Below are 18,977 nucleotides of genomic sequence, written 5' to 3'. Positions count from 1 at the left end.
ATAGGTAACATTTTTATGTTGGCGCCGAATTGAGATGAAAACATCCGATGTTCACCAATAGATGCGGTGTAGTACATAAGTAAGGGGATACAATGCTTTGGGGTATTAAAGAACATATTAGCCACCTGCAAAAATTGCTGGAGCCAGGTGTGATTGGCCATTACAACAGCTTCGAAGTGACAGAAGTATTTGGACTTCACGATGATAGGCCTGGACAGATAACGAACTTCATGAGTCTACTGGTTGCGGAACCCAGCACCCCACCAGAAGATCAAGCAAAAAATCCAGTGATACTGAATGGAAAAAAGCGTATTGAGCTGCCTGGTGTCCCATGGAAGTTTGGTATCGTGCGTTACCGGGTATCTACGCATCAGGTTCTGCAAGCACTTCAGAATTTCAGTATCTCAGGCAAGTGGAAACCAGGTATTAAAGAATTGCATGTTGGCGTGCTTGCCCCTCTACCACCGCAATTTGTTCCTGCTGATACTGCGGTTTCACATCCATGGAACGGTGTACTCAAAAATAATTTTTGGGAAGGCTCTCATGTTCTCGAACTTTTCGACGATCATAAAATAGATGTGAAATTTTTATTGACAGAGCCAAAACTTCTCAAACAACTGGCAGAGAACATTACGGCTTTCGTCAAGATGGGTATTGATGGTCTGTCCGATCGACTTGGGAATATCCTCATTCAATTACCCGTAACTGTCGTGACGACAAAGGTATCCAGTTCAAGAAGTGGCGATTTTCATGTGCAGCCAGTTTGGAAAAACGGCACGCCCGCAAGACAATTAAGAGTTTCGTGCGAGAAGTATGAAGACAAGACTGTGGAAGGATACGGCTCCGAAAATGCCGTCGGTTTGCAGGTAACCTTCCCGATTCACTCACCTGGAGGTGGGGCCAAATACGTACTATGGGACGATCAGCATAAACTCGTGCTCGGAGCCTCTTCACAAACTACTTTCATTACGAGTATCGGCATGAATATTCATGTCGTAGGACAAGGCATCAGCACACGGGAATTCTGTCTACCATTATCAGATGGGACGCTAGAGTTAGTCACAGTTCCGCTCATTGAAGAACAGGCTCCGAACATTGTTGGGTTCTCCACTTCGAACCCCCGTGAGCACTGGCGACAGAACAGAGTTTTCAGAGATAGCTTAAAAAGTCTCCGTGAGCGGAAAGAGTTCATTCAATACGGCGGAAACTCCGGAGCAGATGGAGTGGATGCGCTCAAGGACATTCACGCACTACTTCGAACACATGGCAAGACCGGAGCGTGGCTGTGGGACCCATATCTCGACGCAAAGGATATTCTTACTACGCTCTTCTACTGCCCGCACAAGGAGGCAGACTTGAGAGCGCTCACTGCAGGGATGGAACCACCGATAGTAAAGGATAAAGAGAGTAATTGCCAAGCAGACTCTACTTGCCAGAAGATAGAAAATTGGTTCCGAGCTCTGCCCTATGCAAGATGGATAGGGATCAACTCACAAGTGAAGCCAACTCCCAAGCAATCTTGGAGGGATAAGCAGCTCGAGACGTTCAAGAACTCGGTAACCAGCTGTAAAGATCTGCGTTTGGAGTTCCGAATACGGAAAGGGAACGCTGGCTGGCCGTTTCATGACCGTTTTTTGATTTTTCCTTCCGACGCAGGGCCAGCGAAAGCATGGTCTCTTGGTACATCGGTCAACAGTTTTGGACAAAAACACCATATTCTTCAAAAGGTCGCCGATGGGGAATTGATTCGCCAGGCGTTTCTGGAGCTTTGGGATGAACTGAGTGGTAGCGACTATCTCGTATGGAACACGCCATGAGCCCGTTAGCAATAGGTCTTGCCCAGACCCGCTTTCAAGCTGCTTTGACACCGGGAGCCTCTGTTGCGCCGGTGGCCCTTAGCCAATTACTTGTCCAGTTCAACATGGAGTCTGATTCACAGGCATTTGACGCCGAACCAATCGGCCACAACATTGCGGACGAGTTCCCATTTTTACGCTACATGCTTGCATCGGGGATATCTCCTGATGCCGCTTCGTCCGAAGCGTGGGAGGCCGCTGTACGGTGGCTGCTGAGTGCACTTCGCAATTGGGAAACCACTGAAGAAAACTCGTTTAATAAGCTTCGAGCGCTGCTTAGTGCAGTAACTGCACTAGATGTGAAGCTTTCTGGGCTCTCCAGTATCTCGGCTCAAATCGCATCGGGACGGCTAAATGCTGGGCTAGGACGCCTCATAGAAAGTACCGACGTAGAACCTGGGTTTAGTGAGCGGCGGTTTCCTGAATTCCGCCAGCAACTTGGATCTTTTGCTAAAAGCGGAAATTTCGAGAGATTGTGGCAGATGCTTCCGCACACGAACGTCTTCCCGGCTCCAGATTTTTGGGCAGCAGTGACATTAATGTACAACGCAGATCCTACTGAGCTCGCTACTATTATTGAGAGGCGAAATGACATTCTTTTTTCGCTGATGATTTGTACTGTGCTGGAAACGCAAGCTATAGTCCTTGCAAACAGAGTCGATAACCTGGTCTTCAAATTCGTTAGTGTGGCTAACTTTTGGCAAGACCGTTCAGTTGCCCCAGCTGAGAATTCCCAGAGCATACTGCAGGGGCTTCTTCTTCAAGTTGCGGAAACTTCGGTTGCGAACTGGGCAGCATGGATGCAAGCGCTGTTCAAGGTTCCAGGTAATAATTCCACCTTGGATAAGGCCTTGGCGTCGGTACTTCAATTGCTATCCAAAGAGCACTGGGTTGCATTCTTTAACGCGCTATCGCTTGACTATTCGCATAGAGCAGCCGCACCGGTCGCAAACATCCTTGTTCCGCTCGCTAATTCGTCCAATTTTGAGGGGAAGATGGTGATGTGCTCCTCCGCATATCAAGTATGGTCTGAGTGGAACTACGGCAAGCATGAAAGCAGTCATGCAATGTTTGCGCCTGCCGCCTGTGCCTTGGATTTTCCTGTTTCCATGTATTTCTCCTCCCTAGCCAATGACGAGCGCTTTGCAGAGGAACGTACGCTACTCGAAGCCATCGATACGGTGGAGCAACAATCATTCAACTCATTGACGGAATTGGTGACCGAGAGAAACAGGCTTAAATCGTGCCTACGACTTGTGCAGCATGGGACAGCGCTTGCAAATGGAAGTGACCAAGCGCTGCCAGCCTCCATTGAGCCGGACGCTGATGCTTACGCCAATACAAGGTATCACTACTACGAGGTGAATACATCGTGAGCCTCGTCTGGAAGGTTGTGCTTTTTCGATAATAAATGGTTGGCCCGGCTTGTAGCTGCGGTGTATGCTTGTATGAAGGCGGACACTCAACATCGAGGTCGTGAGCACTCATTTTAGGGTAGACACGCAGGGACGCGGCGATCAGCGGTAGGACGGGAAGAGTGTTCACAATAGGACTGAGGTTATGGCTAAAGGTAATGTTGTCCAATGCGCTTAGGTCGCTATCTCTACACACCTACCAGTACATCTATCGTCCTTAAAAAGTTAACGGCTGGATATCAACGACGGCGCCACGTTGACTGATATCTTGTGACTGTTATTGTTATGAACTGAAATGCCTTTGGAGTATCTGTCGCACGGGCTTGGAGGTGCGAACGGCATGATCTGCTGACGCCTATTACACGAAGGGATAACGGCCGGGTTGAGGCAGGGTTTCCATGGAGAGGTACATCGGCGGCCACGCGAACATCACCTGATCATGTTAGATCGAGGCAGTGTTAACGGTACTTGAGTGCCTTTGATTGGCTGCATCCCTTCCGCAGACTGCAACCGCTTTTGGTTGTGGATTCACCAGGTATTGCTTGAGCTCGTACCCACTTATTTGGTGGAGGTACGTCTAAAGGTTCTGGAAGGCTACTCTGCGTCGGCGCATTTCTGGCCATTCTGCCGTTGAATGATTGCAGTGAAAGGCCGGCTTTCACTTGGACCTAGGTCGATCTGCATAGCCATAATGCTCATGTAGCCACGTGAGTGATCCTTATGGCCGCTGTGAATTTCCTCAAATACCTGGGTCGGCTTGGCCGCAATCGTCAATATGATCGCGGCCGGCAGGCCGCGCCCATCTGTCCGCAACGTTCACTGCCCCAACCCGCTCAAACGCGTGACGGCGGGATGCGTCCCCGTATTGTCGATGCGATCTTGGACGATAATCGGGATATCCTGGGGCGCATTAAATTGGCTTATGGCGGCGATGCGAATGCCTTTGCCAAGGAAATGCTCCCGCTCATCAGGAAGTACATCGCTTACGTGAACGTATTGCCTGCGACGCAGGACAGTTTTTTTGCTCGCCCAGGAGGTTTAGCACGCCTGGGGCTGGAGACGGCGTTCTTTGCATTACAAGCGACCGATTCGCAGATTTTTGCTGGCAGAGCGACGATTTCTACTCGTCGACAGTTGGAGCCACGCTGGCGCTTCGGCACCTTCACCGCAGGCTTATGCGCATACCTCTACCGCGCGTTGGACACTGTCGTTGTCAGTGACGCGCATGGAACCGTGTGGCAACCATACCTTACATCCCTCGGGGAATGGATCCACAAACACGAGGTTGGCCGTCTGTTTGTCAAATGGGGGGAGGCCAGGCAGGAATGCCGCTCCCTGTCGCTGTTCGCGCTACCGATGATCCTGCCGACCGACACGTTGGCCTACCTGACCCAGGACGGCTCGACGATCGTCGCCCATATGCTTGCGGCGGTCAGTGGTGAGGTGAGGTATCACGATCATAACGTCATTGACCATCTCGTCAATCGAGCATCAACTTTGGTGATACACCGCGACTTGCGCGACGCTGATGCGCCGGCAGGTAGGGCGCGGGCGAGAGCCTACCTTGCGAGGTTTCTCCTAAACGCGATGCGCGAGCTGGTGCAGTCTCATCAGGGATGGGTGCCCAATTCGGATCGGTCCCGCATGTGGCTCGGGCGGGATGGTTTGTTTCTGGTGTGGCCGAACGGAATGAGCGACATACTCACCTTGTTGGAGGACGAGGGATTGTACGGCTTGCCTGCCTCGCCAGTCGATGCCATGGAAATTTTGAGCGATGCCGGGATCGTCCTGCCAAAGAATCCAAATGAGTGTGTTTGGTCGATCCGGCCACCAAGCGCACCTGAGCCCTTGGAGGCGTTGAAGTTGGTGACGCCAGGCGTTGTCCTTGCTGTGTTACACCCGCCACCAGTGCCGCTGGACATGGATATTGCTGTCGACTGCACTCATGACGAGGTGCGAGCTACGGAGCATGATACTAAACCACGGCAGGCGAAGGCGGCGCCGTCCCAGGCTCAGGGAGAGAGCGGGGCACAGGAGATGCCGCCGGATGCTAGCGATCGTCAATTGTCGTTGCCAACCATCGCACCGATACCAACTGCGGGAGACACAGGTATCGAACCAAGTACAGATGGCCGCCAAGGAAAGGTGAAGAAAGTCAAGGATATCAAGTCAAGCCAGCCAGCAACGGAAACATACGCGTTACGCGCACCGATTCGCCTACATCCAGGCATTGCCAAGGTATTGCAGGCGATCGTGCAGTCTCTCAATGAGACGAGCTTGCCACCAGCATGTTATCCCCTGGCGTCCGGCCTGTTTGTCCCCTTAGACGCCTTCGTGGCGCGACTGGTGGATGCGAAGATGGCGCTACGCGCACTTGCCGATGCCAACATGCTGGTGGTGGGACCGGCAGGAACCGAATCTGTTGAATACCGCAACCCGCATGGCAAGCAACTGGCTGGAATGGTTATCGCTCGTCAATTCATCGACGGCATGGATGGAGTAGGGGAGACCCCAATCAATTCGAACGCAGGTTGACCATGTTGCTGCGACAGTATGAAATGCCATGGCGTAGTCCCATTGAGGCCGTTGCCGCCCTGGCATGGATGCTCGCTGCCGCCATTTTTTACTTTCTGATACCCGATCATTTGCCACCGCGTGCGGGTTTTCTTCTCATCTTTTGTTCAATACTCATAGCGTTGATCCGCTGCCGGCAAGCCTTGCGCGTAGTACGTACGCGTGCCGCGCTGTCTGGCCGCGCGATGGAAATGGTTTCAATTTCCCGGCTCACCACATGGACAGGCGATCCTGAACAGGTCGTATTCGGTTTGGGCTTTATCTGGTTGCCACTACACTCTCAGCGGCTTTATGAGTTGATCAAGATCGACTATCGCGCGATGACCATTTCTCCCTGGCTCATACGCGCTCTGGGATATCAACCCAATCCACAATCAGACGCAGAGATTGGCTTGCCCTGGATTCATGGTGTTGAGTCGGAAGAGCACTTGTTGATGCGGCCGCTTCAGAACTTTGAAGGGGGTACATTGGTGGTCGGAACTACACAGTCTGGCAAAGGGGTATGCCTTGGCTGGTTGATTTTTCAGTCTATCCGTCGTGGCGATGTCGTCATTATTATTGATCCGAAAAATTCACGCCGCCTCAAGAGACTGGTCATGAAGGCCTGTCAACTGTATCGCGAGCCAGACAGTTTTCTTTGGTTTCATCCAGCCTTTCCGGAAACGGGTGTTCGTCTCGACTTCACGTTCAATTGGCAAAAACCTACCGAAGTCGCTTCCCGTATTCAGTCAATCATGCCACCCGATACTGCTGGAACGTTCAGCGCATTTGGTTGGGACGCTGTGAATGTCGTCGTGCAAGGGATGGTGCAACTGGAGAAGCGTCCGAATTTGGCGAAGCTGAAGCAATACATTGAAGGAGGTGTCGAACCGATCCTGGAACAGGCACTTGAGCGTTTTTACGAACAGCTCCTTGGCATGCAGTGGCGTAGTGCGCCCGACATGGCGCGCTTGCTCGATAAGGCGCGGAAAGGGCAGATCAAATCGCCGACACCGGCCGCGAGCCATGAACTCTTGGCGTATGTCACCTACTACGATCACCATGTGCATGAGGCCAGGCGTGATCCGGTGGTCAGTTCGCAAGTCCGGGTATTCCAGCATAACCGCGAACATTATCAAAAAATAACCGCCAATCTCTTACCGATCTTGTCCATGTTGACATCCGGGGATCTTGGAAAAAGCCTGTCTCCCGACCCGTTTGATGCGGATGATCAGCGGCCGATCATGAATCTGGAAAAGATCGAGCGCGCGGGACATGTACTACTTCTCTGTCTGGACTCGTTGCCGGATCCTTCTGTTGCAACGGCAATCGGCGCCATGGCGCTGGCCGACCTGGCTGCCCGTTCAGGAATTCGCTACAACCTGGGAGGAGAGCGGCGCATTTCCCTGTTTGTGGATGAGCTATCGAACGTGATCAATCAACCACTAATCGAAATACTGAATAAAGGTGCCGAGGGAGGGCTGTACACCACGGCTGCCATGCAGACGATTGCCGACCTGGCGAAACGCCTTGGTAGCCAGGAGGCGGCACGCATGGCATTGGGGAACTTGAACAACCTCATCGCCTTCCGAACCAAAGATCAGCCCACTCAGGAGTTCATCAATGAAACGCTGGGCCAGACCACCATCCATAGCATGAAATTCGGGCACAACACGGCCAGGGACGGTCACTTTACGGATTTTACGGCAGTCGATTCAACGCAGTTGAGCGAGGAAGTCAACGAGTTGGTACCGGCATCGATTCTGGGTAAATTACCCAATTTGCAGTTCTTCGCCTCAGTGTCTGGCGGCCATGTCTACAAAGGGCGGTTTACGCTAATTGACCCGGGCGCGGACGATGTAAGCCGCGATCAGAAGGAGGAGGGTGAAGCATGTTGATTCGGTTGATGGCCATTGTTTCGCTGAGCGTGCTCCTGATGCTGGTGCTGTACCTGCCGTCAGCCTTCCCGCCTCAGCGATTTGTCGCGCAGATCCGCGCGGAGCATATGGCCAGTGCAGACTGCTGGGGCGATCTGTATGCACGCCGCGTGTTGAGCCGCATGTTTCAGTATCAAGCTGCATTGGACTCTCAACCGGCATCGGCCAACATCCACGAGGTGACGCGCGATCCGGTAGCACAACCCGTCGCCGATAGCCTGGGCCGGGTGCGTCTGCAGCTGTTTCAGAATAGCTATTTCCGCTCGCTCGATACGCTGACCATGCTGGCGCTGTACAGACTGGCAGGCCTCGTGCAGTGGTGGGTACCGTTCCTGGTGCTGATCACAGCCTGCATCGTGGATGCCTTGGTGCGCCGGCGTATTAAACGTTTGGAGTTTGCCAAGCAGCACCCGGAGTGGTTCGCAGCAGCCATGGGCATGGCGATTTTGCTGATTTGTCTGATGGCAGTAGCGTGTGTGCTTCCTGTTCAACTGTCCCCGCTTCTGTTGCCCGCCATGTTGTGTGTGGTCGCGTGGCTGGCAGGGCAAATGGTGGCGCAGTATGCGTGAGTGTGAAGGTAGAAGTCCAGTAACTGTGGCTACACGCCGAGTGGGGCTTGGGTTCATCCAAATAGTCCACAAAAAGCGCGACTTTTTGGACAAACATTGGGGCTGCGATACGCTAGCATGATGTCATACGCAGTCCATTTTGATTTCGAGTCGCCATGAATACTGAATTTCGCTCGACGCCATCCTCATCTTCTGCTCACACGGCCGCTGCCCATCGTTCTGCTGTCGCATCCACGCGGTGCGAGGACACCATCGGGACGCTGGTATGGATGGAGGAATTTCGTCACTTAGACCAACTGTTCAGCCATCAGCACAATTGTTCGCCAAAGTTGCGGTATCCCGATCTGATTAGTGCGTGTGTTGCGATAGTGTGCGCGCAGGCCGAACATGCGAAGCAGATTTTTTCTTTTTTGCATACCCAGTTGGTGTTGCGCGATCAATGCATGCCGCGTCGACAGGAGGAAATTTGGCGTGCCCAGTATGTATTGTTGCTGGCGCTGCAGAAGTCAGAAATGAACCGGCATCCCCATCCTCGATTCGACTTGGGGCAGTTTACGACAGCATGCATCGCCCTGGCCCTGCAGGAAGAGGGGGCGCAAGGGAAAATATTTGAACAGGCACGGCGTAACATCGCCGAGCGAGCAATATCGCATCTGCCATAAAGGGCAGGTGCAAGGCATACCGTCAACGGATATGCGACCCGAAGTGACCCTGCCAGGCTGATGCCAGGCTTACCCGATGTGCACCCTCGATGGTCTGGCGCCTGCGCGCGCCGGGTGGATCAACGCTTTCGGGTTTATGCCTGCTCCTTGCCATGGAACGACCTCTTTCATGCTTCATAGCGCTCCTCGTCGTTTGTCCGGGTCCTGCCTGGGCTTGCTGGGAACAAGCCGCCGTTCGCCACAATGTGCCGGCACCGCTGCTCTATGCGATTGCTCAAGCGGAATCGTCACTGGATCCGAACGCCGTCAATCGCCGCCATCTGCGCCAAACTGGTACCGTGGATATCGGTTATATGGGTGTCAATTCTGATCCACGAGTCCTACGCAATTTGGGCGTGACCGAGCGAGAACTGTATGAGCCCTGTAAAAACATTCATGCTGGTTCCCGCATTCTCGTGGAAAAGCTGCACAGGTACGGCAATACCTGGGAGGCGATCGGCGCATACAACGCCTCGTGTACCAAGCTTGATGCGGCCCAATGCCAGGCTACGCGCACCCGCTACGCCTGGCGCGTATACGGCTTTCTGACCAATACCAAGCCGCCGGCAGTACGCCGCGCTACACCGCAGGCCAAGTACCGGACTCAGAAAAATGCGCGAGCTGAATCGGTCGCCCCAACGCAGCCTGCGCTGGTGGTAGTGGGGTTGACATGAGACGCTCTATTGCTCATGCCACACTAACTGCCACAGGAATGGCTGTAGCCAGCTTGCTGATGGCCTCCTGCGAAAATGTGCCTACCCATCCACAAGCTGCAGGACTGTCTACTCGCGCAGCCACGCCTGGGTCCCACATGCAGCACATCACCCAGCTTCACTACGGTAGACAGGCAAACTACGGCCTGTGTATCGATCCAGCTTGTCCTACGCGCACGCCCAAGACGCTGGCAAGACGGGAAGCGCACATTGATGAGGTGCCGCAAGCCCCGATCGCGGCAGCCAGCACCCAGCGGACAATGGCTGGGACACCCGTGGGAACCGGTGCAGCGAACGAACATGATTTGCCCGATGTCACCGAACTTGCGGTGTACTTTGCGCCGGGCTCTTCCCGCCTCGATAGAACGGCCCAACACGTTCTGCAGCAATTTCTCACGCTGGTGCAGCCAGCGTCCCATATTCGTATCGCTGGCAGAACAGACAACACCGGAACGCCGGCCCTGAACGATACCATCGCACACCAGCGCGCAGCCAGGGTCGAGCGCTATCTGCGCCGCCATCTGCACGTGCCTGCTGTCCAGCTTGAGGTGGAAAGCAACGGCGCTTGCTGTTACGCCGCCGCCAATGCGACCGAAACGGGCCGCCAGAACAACCGGAGGGTAGAGCTCAGCCTCACCGCCGACGCACCTCGGCAGGTGCAGAGATGAGAACCCCAACTCACCTGATCAACCTGACTTCGGCACGGGGCGCGTGCCGGCCGGGCAAGATCGCGTGGCAATGCCCCGTCCGTGGTCCCCCTACGCCGTCGTGCCGCATCACCTCGCCGCCCGCACAGACAGTTTTAGGCAATTTTCTTCACGATCACGATTGGAATGCACATGAACACCCTGCAATACATCACCGTTCTCCCCTTCAAACAACATGGCAAGCGGCCGCTTGGCCTGCGCGTCTCCACTACTGCAAAGGTCCTGGCACTGCTGACCCTGATCACCCTGGGCCTGCTCGCTGCGATCCCCGCTACCGCCATCGACCTCGTCACGTTCACCGGCATCACCGGCCCGCTGACGGCAGCACTGACGCAATTGGCCGCACTGGCCCCGGGCGTTAAAGCACTGGTCGGCTTCATCGGCTTCGTGGTGGCCCTGATCTCGCTGTCCGCCCTGCGCAACTTCAGTCCGGTGCTGTTCTACATCGGCTTGGCGATTTTCGGCGCGGTCGGGCTGGTCATCGGCGGCTCCATCATGGGCGCCACGATCTGAACCAGGCTGGCGCAGACACCGCACATTGAGCAAAGGAGGACGCCATGGAAGCCGATACCTATATTCCCCGGCGGCTGGACGACCAATGGAAGATTGGCCTATGGGACTTTGATGTCGCCTTTCCCGTCCTCCTTTCGATCTTTGTCGGCTATCTGGCCAGCAGCAAACTCGGATTTTTCCTCGCGGTCTGCGCCGGCGTCGCCGTGTCGCGCTGGCTCAGCCGCAAAAAAGCGGACAAGCATCCGGCCTTTGTCCTGCACTGGGCGTACTGGTACCTGCCTGTCAGTCCGCTGACGTCCATGCGCTCGACCCCGCCTTCGCATATCCGCAAGATGGTCGGGTAGGACCAAGGAGAGCACCGTGAAACTGGAAACCTATCAGGATGACCTGGCCGCCCTGCGGCGCCGCGTATTTGACCAGCGCCTGGCCATTGGCATCCTGTCTGTTTGCCTGATGCTGGCATTGACCATCATTGTCCGCATCGTGGGCACGGAGCGCACTGTCATTGTGCCGCCGGCCATCAATAAAACATTCTGGATCGAGGACGGCAAGGCCAGCAACGACTATCTGGTGCAGATGTCCGGCTATATCGCCTACCTGATGCTGGACGTCACGCCGAAGTCGATCGAATGGAAGAAGGACATGCTGCTCAGCTGGTGCCTGCCGGAGAACGCCGGCAGCATCAAGACCCGCCAGGATCTGGAGGCGGCAAGACTGAAGAAGCTCAATGCCAGCACGTATTTCCAGATGCAGCAACTGGTGCCGGACGAAGAAACGCAATCGGTCACGATGACCGGCTACCTCAAAACCCAGGTGAACGGGGCCAATACCTCTGACAACCTCAAGACCTACCGTGCGGACTTCGTCTTCCGTGGCGCACGCGTGCATTTGAAAGATTTTAAGGAGTTGAAAGATGGAAAACCGGATACTGCCATTGGCGTGGCTGCTGTTGGGGCTCGTTGAGCTTCCCGCTTGGGCCGACCAGACCAGAGAGGTGAGGGACGGCGCCACCATCGAGGCGGTCATCGCCGCACATGAACCGACGCGCATCCGCATCGAGGGCAGCAAGATCATCGACGTCGTCGGCAACATTTATTCAAGCAGCAACTGTGCGTCCAAACCTGCCGACGCCAGCCTGCCCGTAGCGCCGGGCGCCGGCACGGCCGTCAATCCCGGCGGCCAGCTGTCGCTTGCCTGCGACCTGGCCAAAGGCGAGATCTATATTCAGCCGGTGGGCACTGCTGCCAAGCCGATCAACCTGTTTATTTCTTCCGCCATGGCCACCTACACCTTGCGCCTGAACCGCGCGGAGGTTCCCGCAGACACCATCGTGATCTCGGACAAGGCGGCCAGGCGCCAGGCCAGGGCAGCCAATGCCGTCGGTGCGGCGCCAGCGAGGTCCGCCACATTCATCCGCTCCCTGAAATCGATGCTGATGTTCATGGCTTCCGAGCAGGTGCCCGACGACGTCCGGATGGAAGAGCGCGACGAAGCGCGCCTGCTGTGGGCGGAAGCAGAAATGAAGCTCATCCGCCAGTTTGAAGGCCGTGGCCTCATCGGCGAGACCTATGTACTCAGCAATGTCAGCGGCGCGCCGCTGGTGCTCGCAGAACAGGAATTTGACCGCGACGATGGCGATGTCCTGGCGGTCGCCATCGACAACCTCAACTTGCGTCCGAATGAAAGCACGCGGGTTTATGTCATCAGGGCAGGGGAGTGAACCGCCATGCGCATCATGCAAACATTGAAATCCTGCACGGCACGGCTGACGCCCAGGCAGCAGCAGTACCTGGCCGCCGCCGGTATCGTGACAGCCTGCATTGGCGTCTTGTGGGCGGTACTGGCCTATTCCGAGTCCGGCAGCCCCGCCCGGCAGCTTCCCAAGTCGACCGATAAACGTGCCACCGTCAATGTGGATGATGCCAGCATGATGGTGCCGGGCCAGATCTCGCCAGAAGATCAATGGGTCGGCAATGCCGGCAAGAAGCTGGCCCAATATGATAGTGACAAGGAAGCGCAAGACAAAATTAACAGCGATCGCAAGGCCGTCGAAGCAGCCTTGCTCAAGCGCCTGGCGGATCTGGAAGCAAAAACCGCCGCCACGGCAGAACAAGGGCCCCCACCAGCGCCGCCTGCGCCCATTACGCCGCCAACACCACAGCCACCTGTGGCCGCTCCGTTGCAGTACCCTCCCGGCACGCCACTAGGCGGCAACGCGCCGCCAGGCCCACCCGCCACCGACGCAGCCAGTGGCAACACCGGCGTACTGCGGCCAAACGAGCCACCGGAGACGCCCGCCCCCATGATCCGCGTGTCTCTGGGCGCCGCGACAGACTCCAGCGGGAACACCGGGGCCGCCAAGGAGGCCGGGGGCAATGTGGTGAAACCAGTAAACACGCTGGACGACTTCCTCCCAGTCGGCATCCTGCCGGGAGAACTGCTCGGCGGGATCGATGCGCCGACAGGCGGCCAGGCCCAAAGCAATCCGCTGCCGGCACTCATCAAGATTTCAGCCGCCGCTATCCTGCCGAATCAGTTCCGTGCGGACGTCAAGGAGTGCTTTGTGGTTGCTTCCGGCTATGGCGACATCAGTTCCGAACGCGCGTACCTGCGCACTGACGTGCTCTCCTGCATCCGCTACGACCGCTCGGTGGTCGAGGTCAAGATCGAGGGCAACATCTTTGGGGAGGATGGCAACCTGGGGCTGCGCGGCACGCTTGTTTCCAAACAGGGGCAGCTGCTGGCCAATGGACTGCGCGCAGGGATCGTCAGCGGCATCGGCCAGGGTTTTGCACAAGGTAACAGCTCATTTACGACTTCGCCGTTTGGCACCCTGTCGACGACGACCGGCGGCACCGGCGACCAGTTCCGCCGTGGCATTGGCAGCGGCATGGGGAGCGCGCTCAACAACCTGGCCAACTATTACATCCGGCTGGCCGAACAGACGTTTCCCGTCATCGAGGTGCATGCGGGCCGCAAAGTGGACGTGGTGCTGACCCGTGGCGTGCGTATTCCCGCGCGGCCCATGTCACGCAGCGACGCGGACCGGCAGGATCAGCTCGGCCTTGCCGAGCGTACGATGGAGGTTCCCAATGATGATACCGACTAGACTGGGTCTCGCCGCACTTGCCTGCGCGGCCACTTTTGTCTCCCACGCCAGTACGGCCGAGGACGCACTGCTCGCCGCGTTGAAGCGATCCTATCCCGGCACTGCCTTTGATACGGTCACGGCGACGCCGATCCCCCACGTCTTCGAGGTGTGGATGGGAGAGAACGTCGGCTTTGTCGCCGATACCCGCCCTGACTACATGATCTTCGGCCGCCTGGTCGACCTGCGCGCCATGCGCGACCTGACCGCACCGAAACTGCAGCAGCGGAGCAACGCTGCCAGCCCGGCAGCACCGACGGCAGCGGCGAGCGATGTACGCCAGCTGCCGTTGGCCGATGCGATCGTCACCACGCAGGGCAAGGGCGAACGCGTCCTGTATCTCTTCACCGATCCACATTGTCCGTATTGCCGCCAGCTCGAACCTGAACTGGTCAATATCCCCAACCTGCGCATCTATAACTTCATGGTGCCATTCCAGGACCAGGTTTTACCTTTGCGCATCTGGTGCGCTCCCGACCGCCTGGCTGCCTGGCGCAGCGCCGTCAGCGGCGCGCTGGACGGGCAGGGCGCACCTGTCCAATGCGCCCATCCGCTCGACCGCAACCTAGCCCTGGCCAGCAAATTGGGGGTGCAGGGTACGCCAACCATTTTTTTCACTGACGGCGCACGGGAAACCGGCTTTATCAATGCCAGCGCGATCGAGGCCCATCTGGCGCAGGCCGGCTCCAGCCGCCAAGCCAGTAAGAACCCCAAGGAGTAATCATGCAGCAAATTCCATCGATTTCATTCCGCGTCAAAAACCTGTCCGCCGCAGCGGTTTGCCTGACGCTTCTTGCCGGGTGCGGTGACATGACGGGTCTGGGCGGTAAGTCCGAGTATGCCTGCAAGGCGCCCGAAGGCGTGCAGTGCAATTCCGTATCCGGCAATTACTACAACTCGTTGACATCGGGCGGCGGCGCGGCGGCCAAAGGGGTTTCCACAAAAGGAACACCACGCGCAGCCCCGCGCAGCATGTACACGATGGCCAAAGCGGCCTCCAGCGCCAGTTCCATGCAGGGACCGCCTGCGTTCGAGCCCGCCGCACTGCGCTCGCCGCCGCGTGTCATGCGGCTCTGGATCAAACCGTGGGAGGACAGCGACCATGATCTCCACGATCAGTCCTTTGTCTACCTGCAGACAGACCCAGGCCGGTGGCAGATTGCCCATGCCCAGCGGCAGATCCGTGATGCCTATGCGCCCCTGAAACCGCCCACACCTCAGCAGGCGTCATCTCCGGGGACGGCATCTCCCTCCGGACCGGCAAATTCCGGTGCCGAAACACGGCCAACCTCACCGCCAGCGGGAGCGCTTACCGATCCTCCCATCGGGGCCGTCACGACGGCTCCAGAAGGCGCGCCGTCTCAAGCGCCGGCAACAAACCCATAGCGGTGTTGGATGCAGAGAGGACAACTATGCTCAAGTTTTTTATGCCTGAAAAAGCTGGTGAAGGGATCGGCGCTGGCATCTGGGATCTGTTTGGATTAAGCCGAGGCGAGGAGTTTGCCAAGGATCAGTTTGCCAGCTGGCTACCATACGGTCCCTATGTCGACAGCGAGCAGCTGTTCATCAATCGCCATCACCAGCTTGGTTTCATGCTCGAACTCATGCCCCAGGGTGGCGCTGATGAGCGCATGGTGGAAGTGCTGCAAAGCCTGTATACCAACTGTCCCGCCAACACGGGTGTGCAATTTCACCTGTTTGGCTCGCCAGACATCCGCGCCCCGCTGATCCAATATGCCAACATGCGCATGGAAGACGAGGATCAGTATGAAAACTCGCAGCAGTGGGGCCGACCGGCCCGGAACAGCAATCTATATCGCCAGCTGGCGCGCCAGCGCGTGCAACATCTGCTGGCCGGAAGCCAAAAATCCCTGACGAAGGGATTTCATTTTACGCTGCGCGACTTTCGACTGATGATGAGCGTCACGACGGATGGACGCGCCGATGATATCGGCCAGCGCGAAGCGGCCATCAGTTTGCGTGACTCAATGGCAAGCACCCTTGACGCCGCCTCTTTACCCAGCAAAGTATGCGAAGCGGCCGACTTAATCAACTGGTGCGCACTGTTCACCAATCCACACCGGCTCACAGATGGTTTCATCCCACGGATAAACTACGATGAGGGAAGGGAACTGCGGGATCAGATCGTGGACTTCGATACCGTCCAGGAGCCGACCAACGAAGGCATCCGGTTTTCGAAGCCAGGCAAGCCGCAGCAGGTGGAAGCACGCTTCTTCTCCATTAAATCGTTTCCTGGACGTTTCCCCCTCTGGCAGATGGGTGCGCTCATCGGCCACGCCATGCAACCGGCACTGCAGTACCGTGCGCCGTTCCTGCTCACCATGGGCGTGCACGTCCTCGATACGAACACGACGCGGACATTGATTACGGCGAACCATATCCGCGCGACACAGAACGCCAGCAGCAAAATGGCCGCCATCATGCCGGACGTGCAGAAGAAGCAGGAAGACTGGAATGCAGTCGCCAATGCCATGGATGTCGGCGGCAACCTCGTCTCGATGTACCACCAGCTGGCCATTTTCTCGCCGCCCGCCGAGGCGACGGCGGCGGCAGAAGCGGCCAAGGCCATCTGGCGTGCCAGCGGCTTTGAACTCAATGCCGATGTGTACATGCACCGCCAGGCGCTGCTGGCGAGCTTGCCCATGACCCTGACGCCCGCATTCCACAATGACATGAAGAAGATGAAGCGGGTGACGCGCAAATCCATGGCGAACGCCATCCATCTCGCGCCCCTGCTGGCGGAATGGCGAGGAACCGACACGCCAACGCTCATCTTCGCCGGCCGCCGCGGCCAGCTCGTGACGCTGGACCTGTATGACAACGACCTGGGTAACTACAATTTTGCCGTCGTCGGCGCCCCAGGTTCCGGCAAGTCCGTCACCCTCAACGAGATAGCCTGGTCATACCGATCCGGCGGTGCGCAAGTGCGCCTGCTGGATCTCGGGCGCTCATTCGAGAAGCTGTGCAAGAAAGCCAATGGCACGCATGTCGAGTTCAGCCCCCGCTCGAAGATCATTTTGAACCCGTTTACGGCGGTCAATGACATTCACGAAGACATCGATATGCTGTTGCCCGCCCTGGCGAAGATGTGTTCCATGAGTCAGCAATTGCAAGAAGTGCAATATAAGGCCATTTCAACGGTCCTGCTGAAGCTATGGAAGTCGTACGGCAATGATCTGACGATCACCGCTTTGCGCGACGAATTCAAGACCGGCAGTATTGCTGAACTCGAAATCAAAGGCGATGACCGCATCCGCGATCTTGCCATCATGCTCAATCCGTACTCGAAAGACGGGCAATACGAGCGATTCTTCGAGGGCCAGAATAACGTCGATTTTTCGAATGACTTCGTCGTGATCGAAAACGAAGAGCTCAAACGCAAGCCAGATCTGCATGCCGTCGTCAATATCCTGCTGATGTACCAGATCACCGGCGAGATGTACCTGAACCGCGATCGCAAGAAGCTCCTGATCATCGATGAACTCAAGCAACAGCTTGGCGAGATCGGTGCGGACGACCCGGTCAAGGCCGCCGTGGTGGAAGAAGCTGCCCGCCGCGCGCGCAAATACGGTGGTGCACTGGGCACGGCGACGCAGGGTGCCGATGACTATTACGGTTCGGTGCAAATGACAGCCGCTTTCAACTGCTCCGACTGGGTGTTCTTGCTGCGGCAAAAACCGGAGTCGATTGAAATCCTGGAAAGCAACAAGCGCATCGTGATGGATGCGGCCAAAAAGCGGCTACTTAAATCGCTACGCACCGAGGCCGGCGCCTTTGCGGAAATGTATGTCTCGTCGCCGATCGGTGAAGGCGTCGTACGCCTGGTCATTGATCACGCCACACAGCTGCTTTTCTCGAACAAACTCGCCGATAACAAGCCGATTGATGCCTTGCGTGCCCAGGGCTACTCCATCGACGAGGCCATCGCCCGGGTACTGGCCGACAGGGGACTCCAATGAGAATCATGCTGATCAACATCTTCGTATCGGCCTGCTTCGTGGCGATCGGCATTGCGGCATATGACCGGCTGGTGCTGCGGCCGATGCTGGTCATCGGGGTCGTCGACGTGGCGAACGTCTTCAATGCAAAGCAGGAACAGGTCTTTAAAGCCATGACGAACAGCCGTACCGACATAGAGCGACGGCAGGCGATATCTGACGCTGAACGATTCGTCCCCCGTTTTGCTGCTGCGTTGGCGCAATTGCCGCAAGAGTGCGCATGCCTGGTGGTCGACAAAACGGCGGTGATCGGCAGCCGCACAACGCTGATCGATCTCACTCCATTGCTCAGGAAAAAGGTGAAACTGTGACCCGCGATTTTTTTAGGCATGCGCGCAGACGCTGGTATCTGTACCTGGTGCTGCTTGTGATCTGGACACTCGCCTATGTGCGTCTGTTTATCGATGCCACCCCGCGCCTGCCTATCCTGTTTAACGTGACCCCCAGCTTGCCCTACACGGTCGCAGTAGTCGACTACCGGGCGAAGGGCATCCGTCGCGGTGATTATGTCGTCTATGCATTCGAAGGGGCGGCGGACCGCATCTTCCCCGGCCTGCACCACCAGCCGTTCTTCAAGATCGTGCGCGGCGTGGCCGGCGACAAAGTGACCGTCCGGGACCGCCACGTTTTCGTCAATGGCGAGGAGGTCGGCATTGCCAAGACCCATACCAACGTCAAACATCTCCGGCTCGATCCCATCGCCGAGATGGTGATTCCGCCATCGTATTTTTATGTGCAAGGCACCAGCCCGGACAGCTTCGATTCACGCTACAGCATCAATGGCCTGGTACGCGCCGATGCGGTCCTGGGCGTCGTCATTCCGATCTTTTGAAGGAAAAGCAAACC

The 18,977-nt window shown here is 56.8% G+C and carries 18 protein-coding genes; all 18 read left to right on the top strand.

All coding sequences use genetic code 11. From position 1 onward, the window contains the following. The first annotated feature begins 92 nt into the window (after positions 1–92). The 18 genes from AC54AG_RS24980 to traF all read left to right on the top strand — a co-directional run bounded on the left by AC54AG_RS24980 (position 93) and on the right by traF (position 18,963). Positions 93–1,817, top strand: coding sequence for a VPA1262 family N-terminal domain-containing protein (locus AC54AG_RS24980; RefSeq protein ID WP_496631985.1), 1,725 nt, complete (start codon positions 93–95; stop codon positions 1,815–1,817). Next, positions 1,814–3,232 carry a hypothetical protein gene (locus tag AC54AG_RS24975; protein WP_496631983.1) on the top strand — a complete coding sequence of 473 codons (1,419 nt, stop codon included), beginning with the start codon at positions 1,814–1,816 and terminating at the stop codon, positions 3,230–3,232. Before AC54AG_RS24980 ends, AC54AG_RS24975 begins: the two co-directional genes overlap by 4 nt. 759 nt (positions 3,233–3,991) lie before the next feature. Beyond that, the gene (mobH, locus tag AC54AG_RS24970) at positions 3,992–5,806 is read left to right on the top strand and encodes a MobH family relaxase (protein WP_496631981.1); all 1,815 of its coding nucleotides are present in this window, start codon (positions 3,992–3,994) and stop codon (positions 5,804–5,806) included. Between the two features lie 2 nt (positions 5,807–5,808). Continuing rightward, positions 5,809–7,722, top strand: a complete 1,914-nt coding sequence (traD, locus tag AC54AG_RS24965) for a conjugative transfer system coupling protein TraD (RefSeq protein WP_496631979.1) — start codon at positions 5,809–5,811, stop codon at positions 7,720–7,722. Beyond that, on the top strand, positions 7,716–8,330 hold the full coding sequence (locus AC54AG_RS24960) for an IncC plasmid conjugative DNA transfer DtrJ family protein (protein ID WP_496631977.1): 615 nt from the start codon (positions 7,716–7,718) through the stop codon (positions 8,328–8,330). The genes traD and AC54AG_RS24960 overlap by 7 nt, the downstream gene beginning before the upstream one ends. Positions 8,331–8,485: 155 nt before the next feature. Continuing rightward, complete coding sequence (locus tag AC54AG_RS24955; protein WP_496631975.1) at positions 8,486–8,992, top strand: hypothetical protein; 507 nt, start codon at positions 8,486–8,488, stop codon at positions 8,990–8,992. A gap of 89 nt (positions 8,993–9,081) precedes the next feature. Continuing rightward, complete coding sequence (locus AC54AG_RS24950) at positions 9,082–9,705, top strand: lytic transglycosylase domain-containing protein (RefSeq protein WP_496631973.1); 624 nt, start codon at positions 9,082–9,084, stop codon at positions 9,703–9,705. A gap of 137 nt (positions 9,706–9,842) precedes the next feature. Further along, complete coding sequence (locus AC54AG_RS24945; RefSeq protein ID WP_496631971.1) at positions 9,843–10,412, top strand: OmpA family protein; 570 nt, start codon at positions 9,843–9,845, stop codon at positions 10,410–10,412. Positions 10,413–10,583: 171 nt separating this feature from the next. Continuing rightward, complete coding sequence (locus AC54AG_RS24940) at positions 10,584–10,964, top strand: hypothetical protein (RefSeq protein WP_251373924.1); 381 nt, start codon at positions 10,584–10,586, stop codon at positions 10,962–10,964. 44 nt (positions 10,965–11,008) lie between these two features. Continuing rightward, on the top strand, positions 11,009–11,308 hold the full coding sequence (gene traL, locus AC54AG_RS24935; RefSeq protein ID WP_092804423.1) for a type IV conjugative transfer system protein TraL: 300 nt from the start codon (positions 11,009–11,011) through the stop codon (positions 11,306–11,308). Positions 11,309–11,324: 16 nt separating this feature from the next. Then, positions 11,325–11,927: a type IV conjugative transfer system protein TraE gene (gene traE / locus AC54AG_RS24930; protein ID WP_496631968.1), complete on the top strand. Its 603-nt coding sequence runs from the start codon at positions 11,325–11,327 to the stop codon at positions 11,925–11,927. After that, entirely contained in the window at positions 11,878–12,684 is an 807-nt protein-coding gene (locus tag AC54AG_RS24925; protein WP_496631966.1) for a type-F conjugative transfer system secretin TraK, read from the top strand. Before traE ends, AC54AG_RS24925 begins: the two co-directional genes overlap by 50 nt. A 6-nt stretch (positions 12,685–12,690) precedes the next feature. After that, positions 12,691–14,073, top strand: coding sequence for a TraB/TrbI/VirB10 family type IV secretion system protein (locus AC54AG_RS24920; protein ID WP_496631964.1), 1,383 nt, complete (start codon positions 12,691–12,693; stop codon positions 14,071–14,073). After that, positions 14,057–14,833, top strand: coding sequence for a DsbC family protein (locus AC54AG_RS24915; RefSeq protein WP_496631962.1), 777 nt, complete (start codon positions 14,057–14,059; stop codon positions 14,831–14,833). Before AC54AG_RS24920 ends, AC54AG_RS24915 begins: the two co-directional genes overlap by 17 nt. 2 nt (positions 14,834–14,835) lie before the next feature. Then, complete coding sequence (gene traV, locus AC54AG_RS24910; RefSeq protein WP_496631960.1) at positions 14,836–15,498, top strand: type IV conjugative transfer system lipoprotein TraV; 663 nt, start codon at positions 14,836–14,838, stop codon at positions 15,496–15,498. Between the two features lie 26 nt (positions 15,499–15,524). After that, positions 15,525–18,092, top strand: a complete 2,568-nt coding sequence (traC, locus tag AC54AG_RS24905; RefSeq protein ID WP_496631958.1) for a type IV secretion system protein TraC — start codon at positions 15,525–15,527, stop codon at positions 18,090–18,092. 5 nt (positions 18,093–18,097) lie between these two features. Next, on the top strand, positions 18,098–18,442 hold the full coding sequence (locus tag AC54AG_RS24900) for a hypothetical protein (RefSeq protein ID WP_496631956.1): 345 nt from the start codon (positions 18,098–18,100) through the stop codon (positions 18,440–18,442). Further along, complete coding sequence (traF, locus tag AC54AG_RS24895) at positions 18,439–18,963, top strand: conjugative transfer signal peptidase TraF (protein WP_496631954.1); 525 nt, start codon at positions 18,439–18,441, stop codon at positions 18,961–18,963. The genes AC54AG_RS24900 and traF overlap by 4 nt, the downstream gene beginning before the upstream one ends. Positions 18,964–18,977: the final 14 nt, after the last annotated feature.

The sequence above is a fragment of the Janthinobacterium sp. BCJ23 genome, assembly GCF_059617945.1.
The sequence above is the reverse complement of the archived record's forward strand: the minus strand, read 5'-3'. Positions and strand labels throughout refer to the sequence as shown.

What these genes read in the sequence shown, in the direction of transcription:
- AC54AG_RS24980 (WP_496631985.1), top strand. Translation starts at nt 93, where the DNA reads ATGCTTTGGGGTATTAAAGAACATATTAGCCACCTGCAAAAATTGCTG.
- AC54AG_RS24975 (WP_496631983.1), top strand. Translation starts at nt 1,814, where the DNA reads ATGAGCCCGTTAGCAATAGGTCTTGCCCAGACCCGCTTTCAAGCTGCT.
- mobH (WP_496631981.1), top strand. Translation starts at nt 3,992, where the DNA reads ATGGCCGCTGTGAATTTCCTCAAATACCTGGGTCGGCTTGGCCGCAAT.
- traD (WP_496631979.1), top strand. Translation starts at nt 5,809, where the DNA reads ATGTTGCTGCGACAGTATGAAATGCCATGGCGTAGTCCCATTGAGGCC.
- AC54AG_RS24960 (WP_496631977.1), top strand. Translation starts at nt 7,716, where the DNA reads ATGTTGATTCGGTTGATGGCCATTGTTTCGCTGAGCGTGCTCCTGATG.
- AC54AG_RS24955 (WP_496631975.1), top strand. Translation starts at nt 8,486, where the DNA reads ATGAATACTGAATTTCGCTCGACGCCATCCTCATCTTCTGCTCACACG.
- AC54AG_RS24950 (WP_496631973.1), top strand. Translation starts at nt 9,082, where the DNA reads ATGGTCTGGCGCCTGCGCGCGCCGGGTGGATCAACGCTTTCGGGTTTA.
- AC54AG_RS24945 (WP_496631971.1), top strand. Translation starts at nt 9,843, where the DNA reads ATGCAGCACATCACCCAGCTTCACTACGGTAGACAGGCAAACTACGGC.
- AC54AG_RS24940 (WP_251373924.1), top strand. Translation starts at nt 10,584, where the DNA reads ATGAACACCCTGCAATACATCACCGTTCTCCCCTTCAAACAACATGGC.
- traL (WP_092804423.1), top strand. Translation starts at nt 11,009, where the DNA reads ATGGAAGCCGATACCTATATTCCCCGGCGGCTGGACGACCAATGGAAG.
- AC54AG_RS24925 (WP_496631966.1), top strand. Translation starts at nt 11,878, where the DNA reads ATGGAAAACCGGATACTGCCATTGGCGTGGCTGCTGTTGGGGCTCGTT.
- AC54AG_RS24920 (WP_496631964.1), top strand. Translation starts at nt 12,691, where the DNA reads ATGCGCATCATGCAAACATTGAAATCCTGCACGGCACGGCTGACGCCC.
- AC54AG_RS24915 (WP_496631962.1), top strand. Translation starts at nt 14,057, where the DNA reads ATGATGATACCGACTAGACTGGGTCTCGCCGCACTTGCCTGCGCGGCC.
- traV (WP_496631960.1), top strand. Translation starts at nt 14,836, where the DNA reads ATGCAGCAAATTCCATCGATTTCATTCCGCGTCAAAAACCTGTCCGCC.
- traC (WP_496631958.1), top strand. Translation starts at nt 15,525, where the DNA reads ATGCTCAAGTTTTTTATGCCTGAAAAAGCTGGTGAAGGGATCGGCGCT.
- AC54AG_RS24900 (WP_496631956.1), top strand. Translation starts at nt 18,098, where the DNA reads ATGCTGATCAACATCTTCGTATCGGCCTGCTTCGTGGCGATCGGCATT.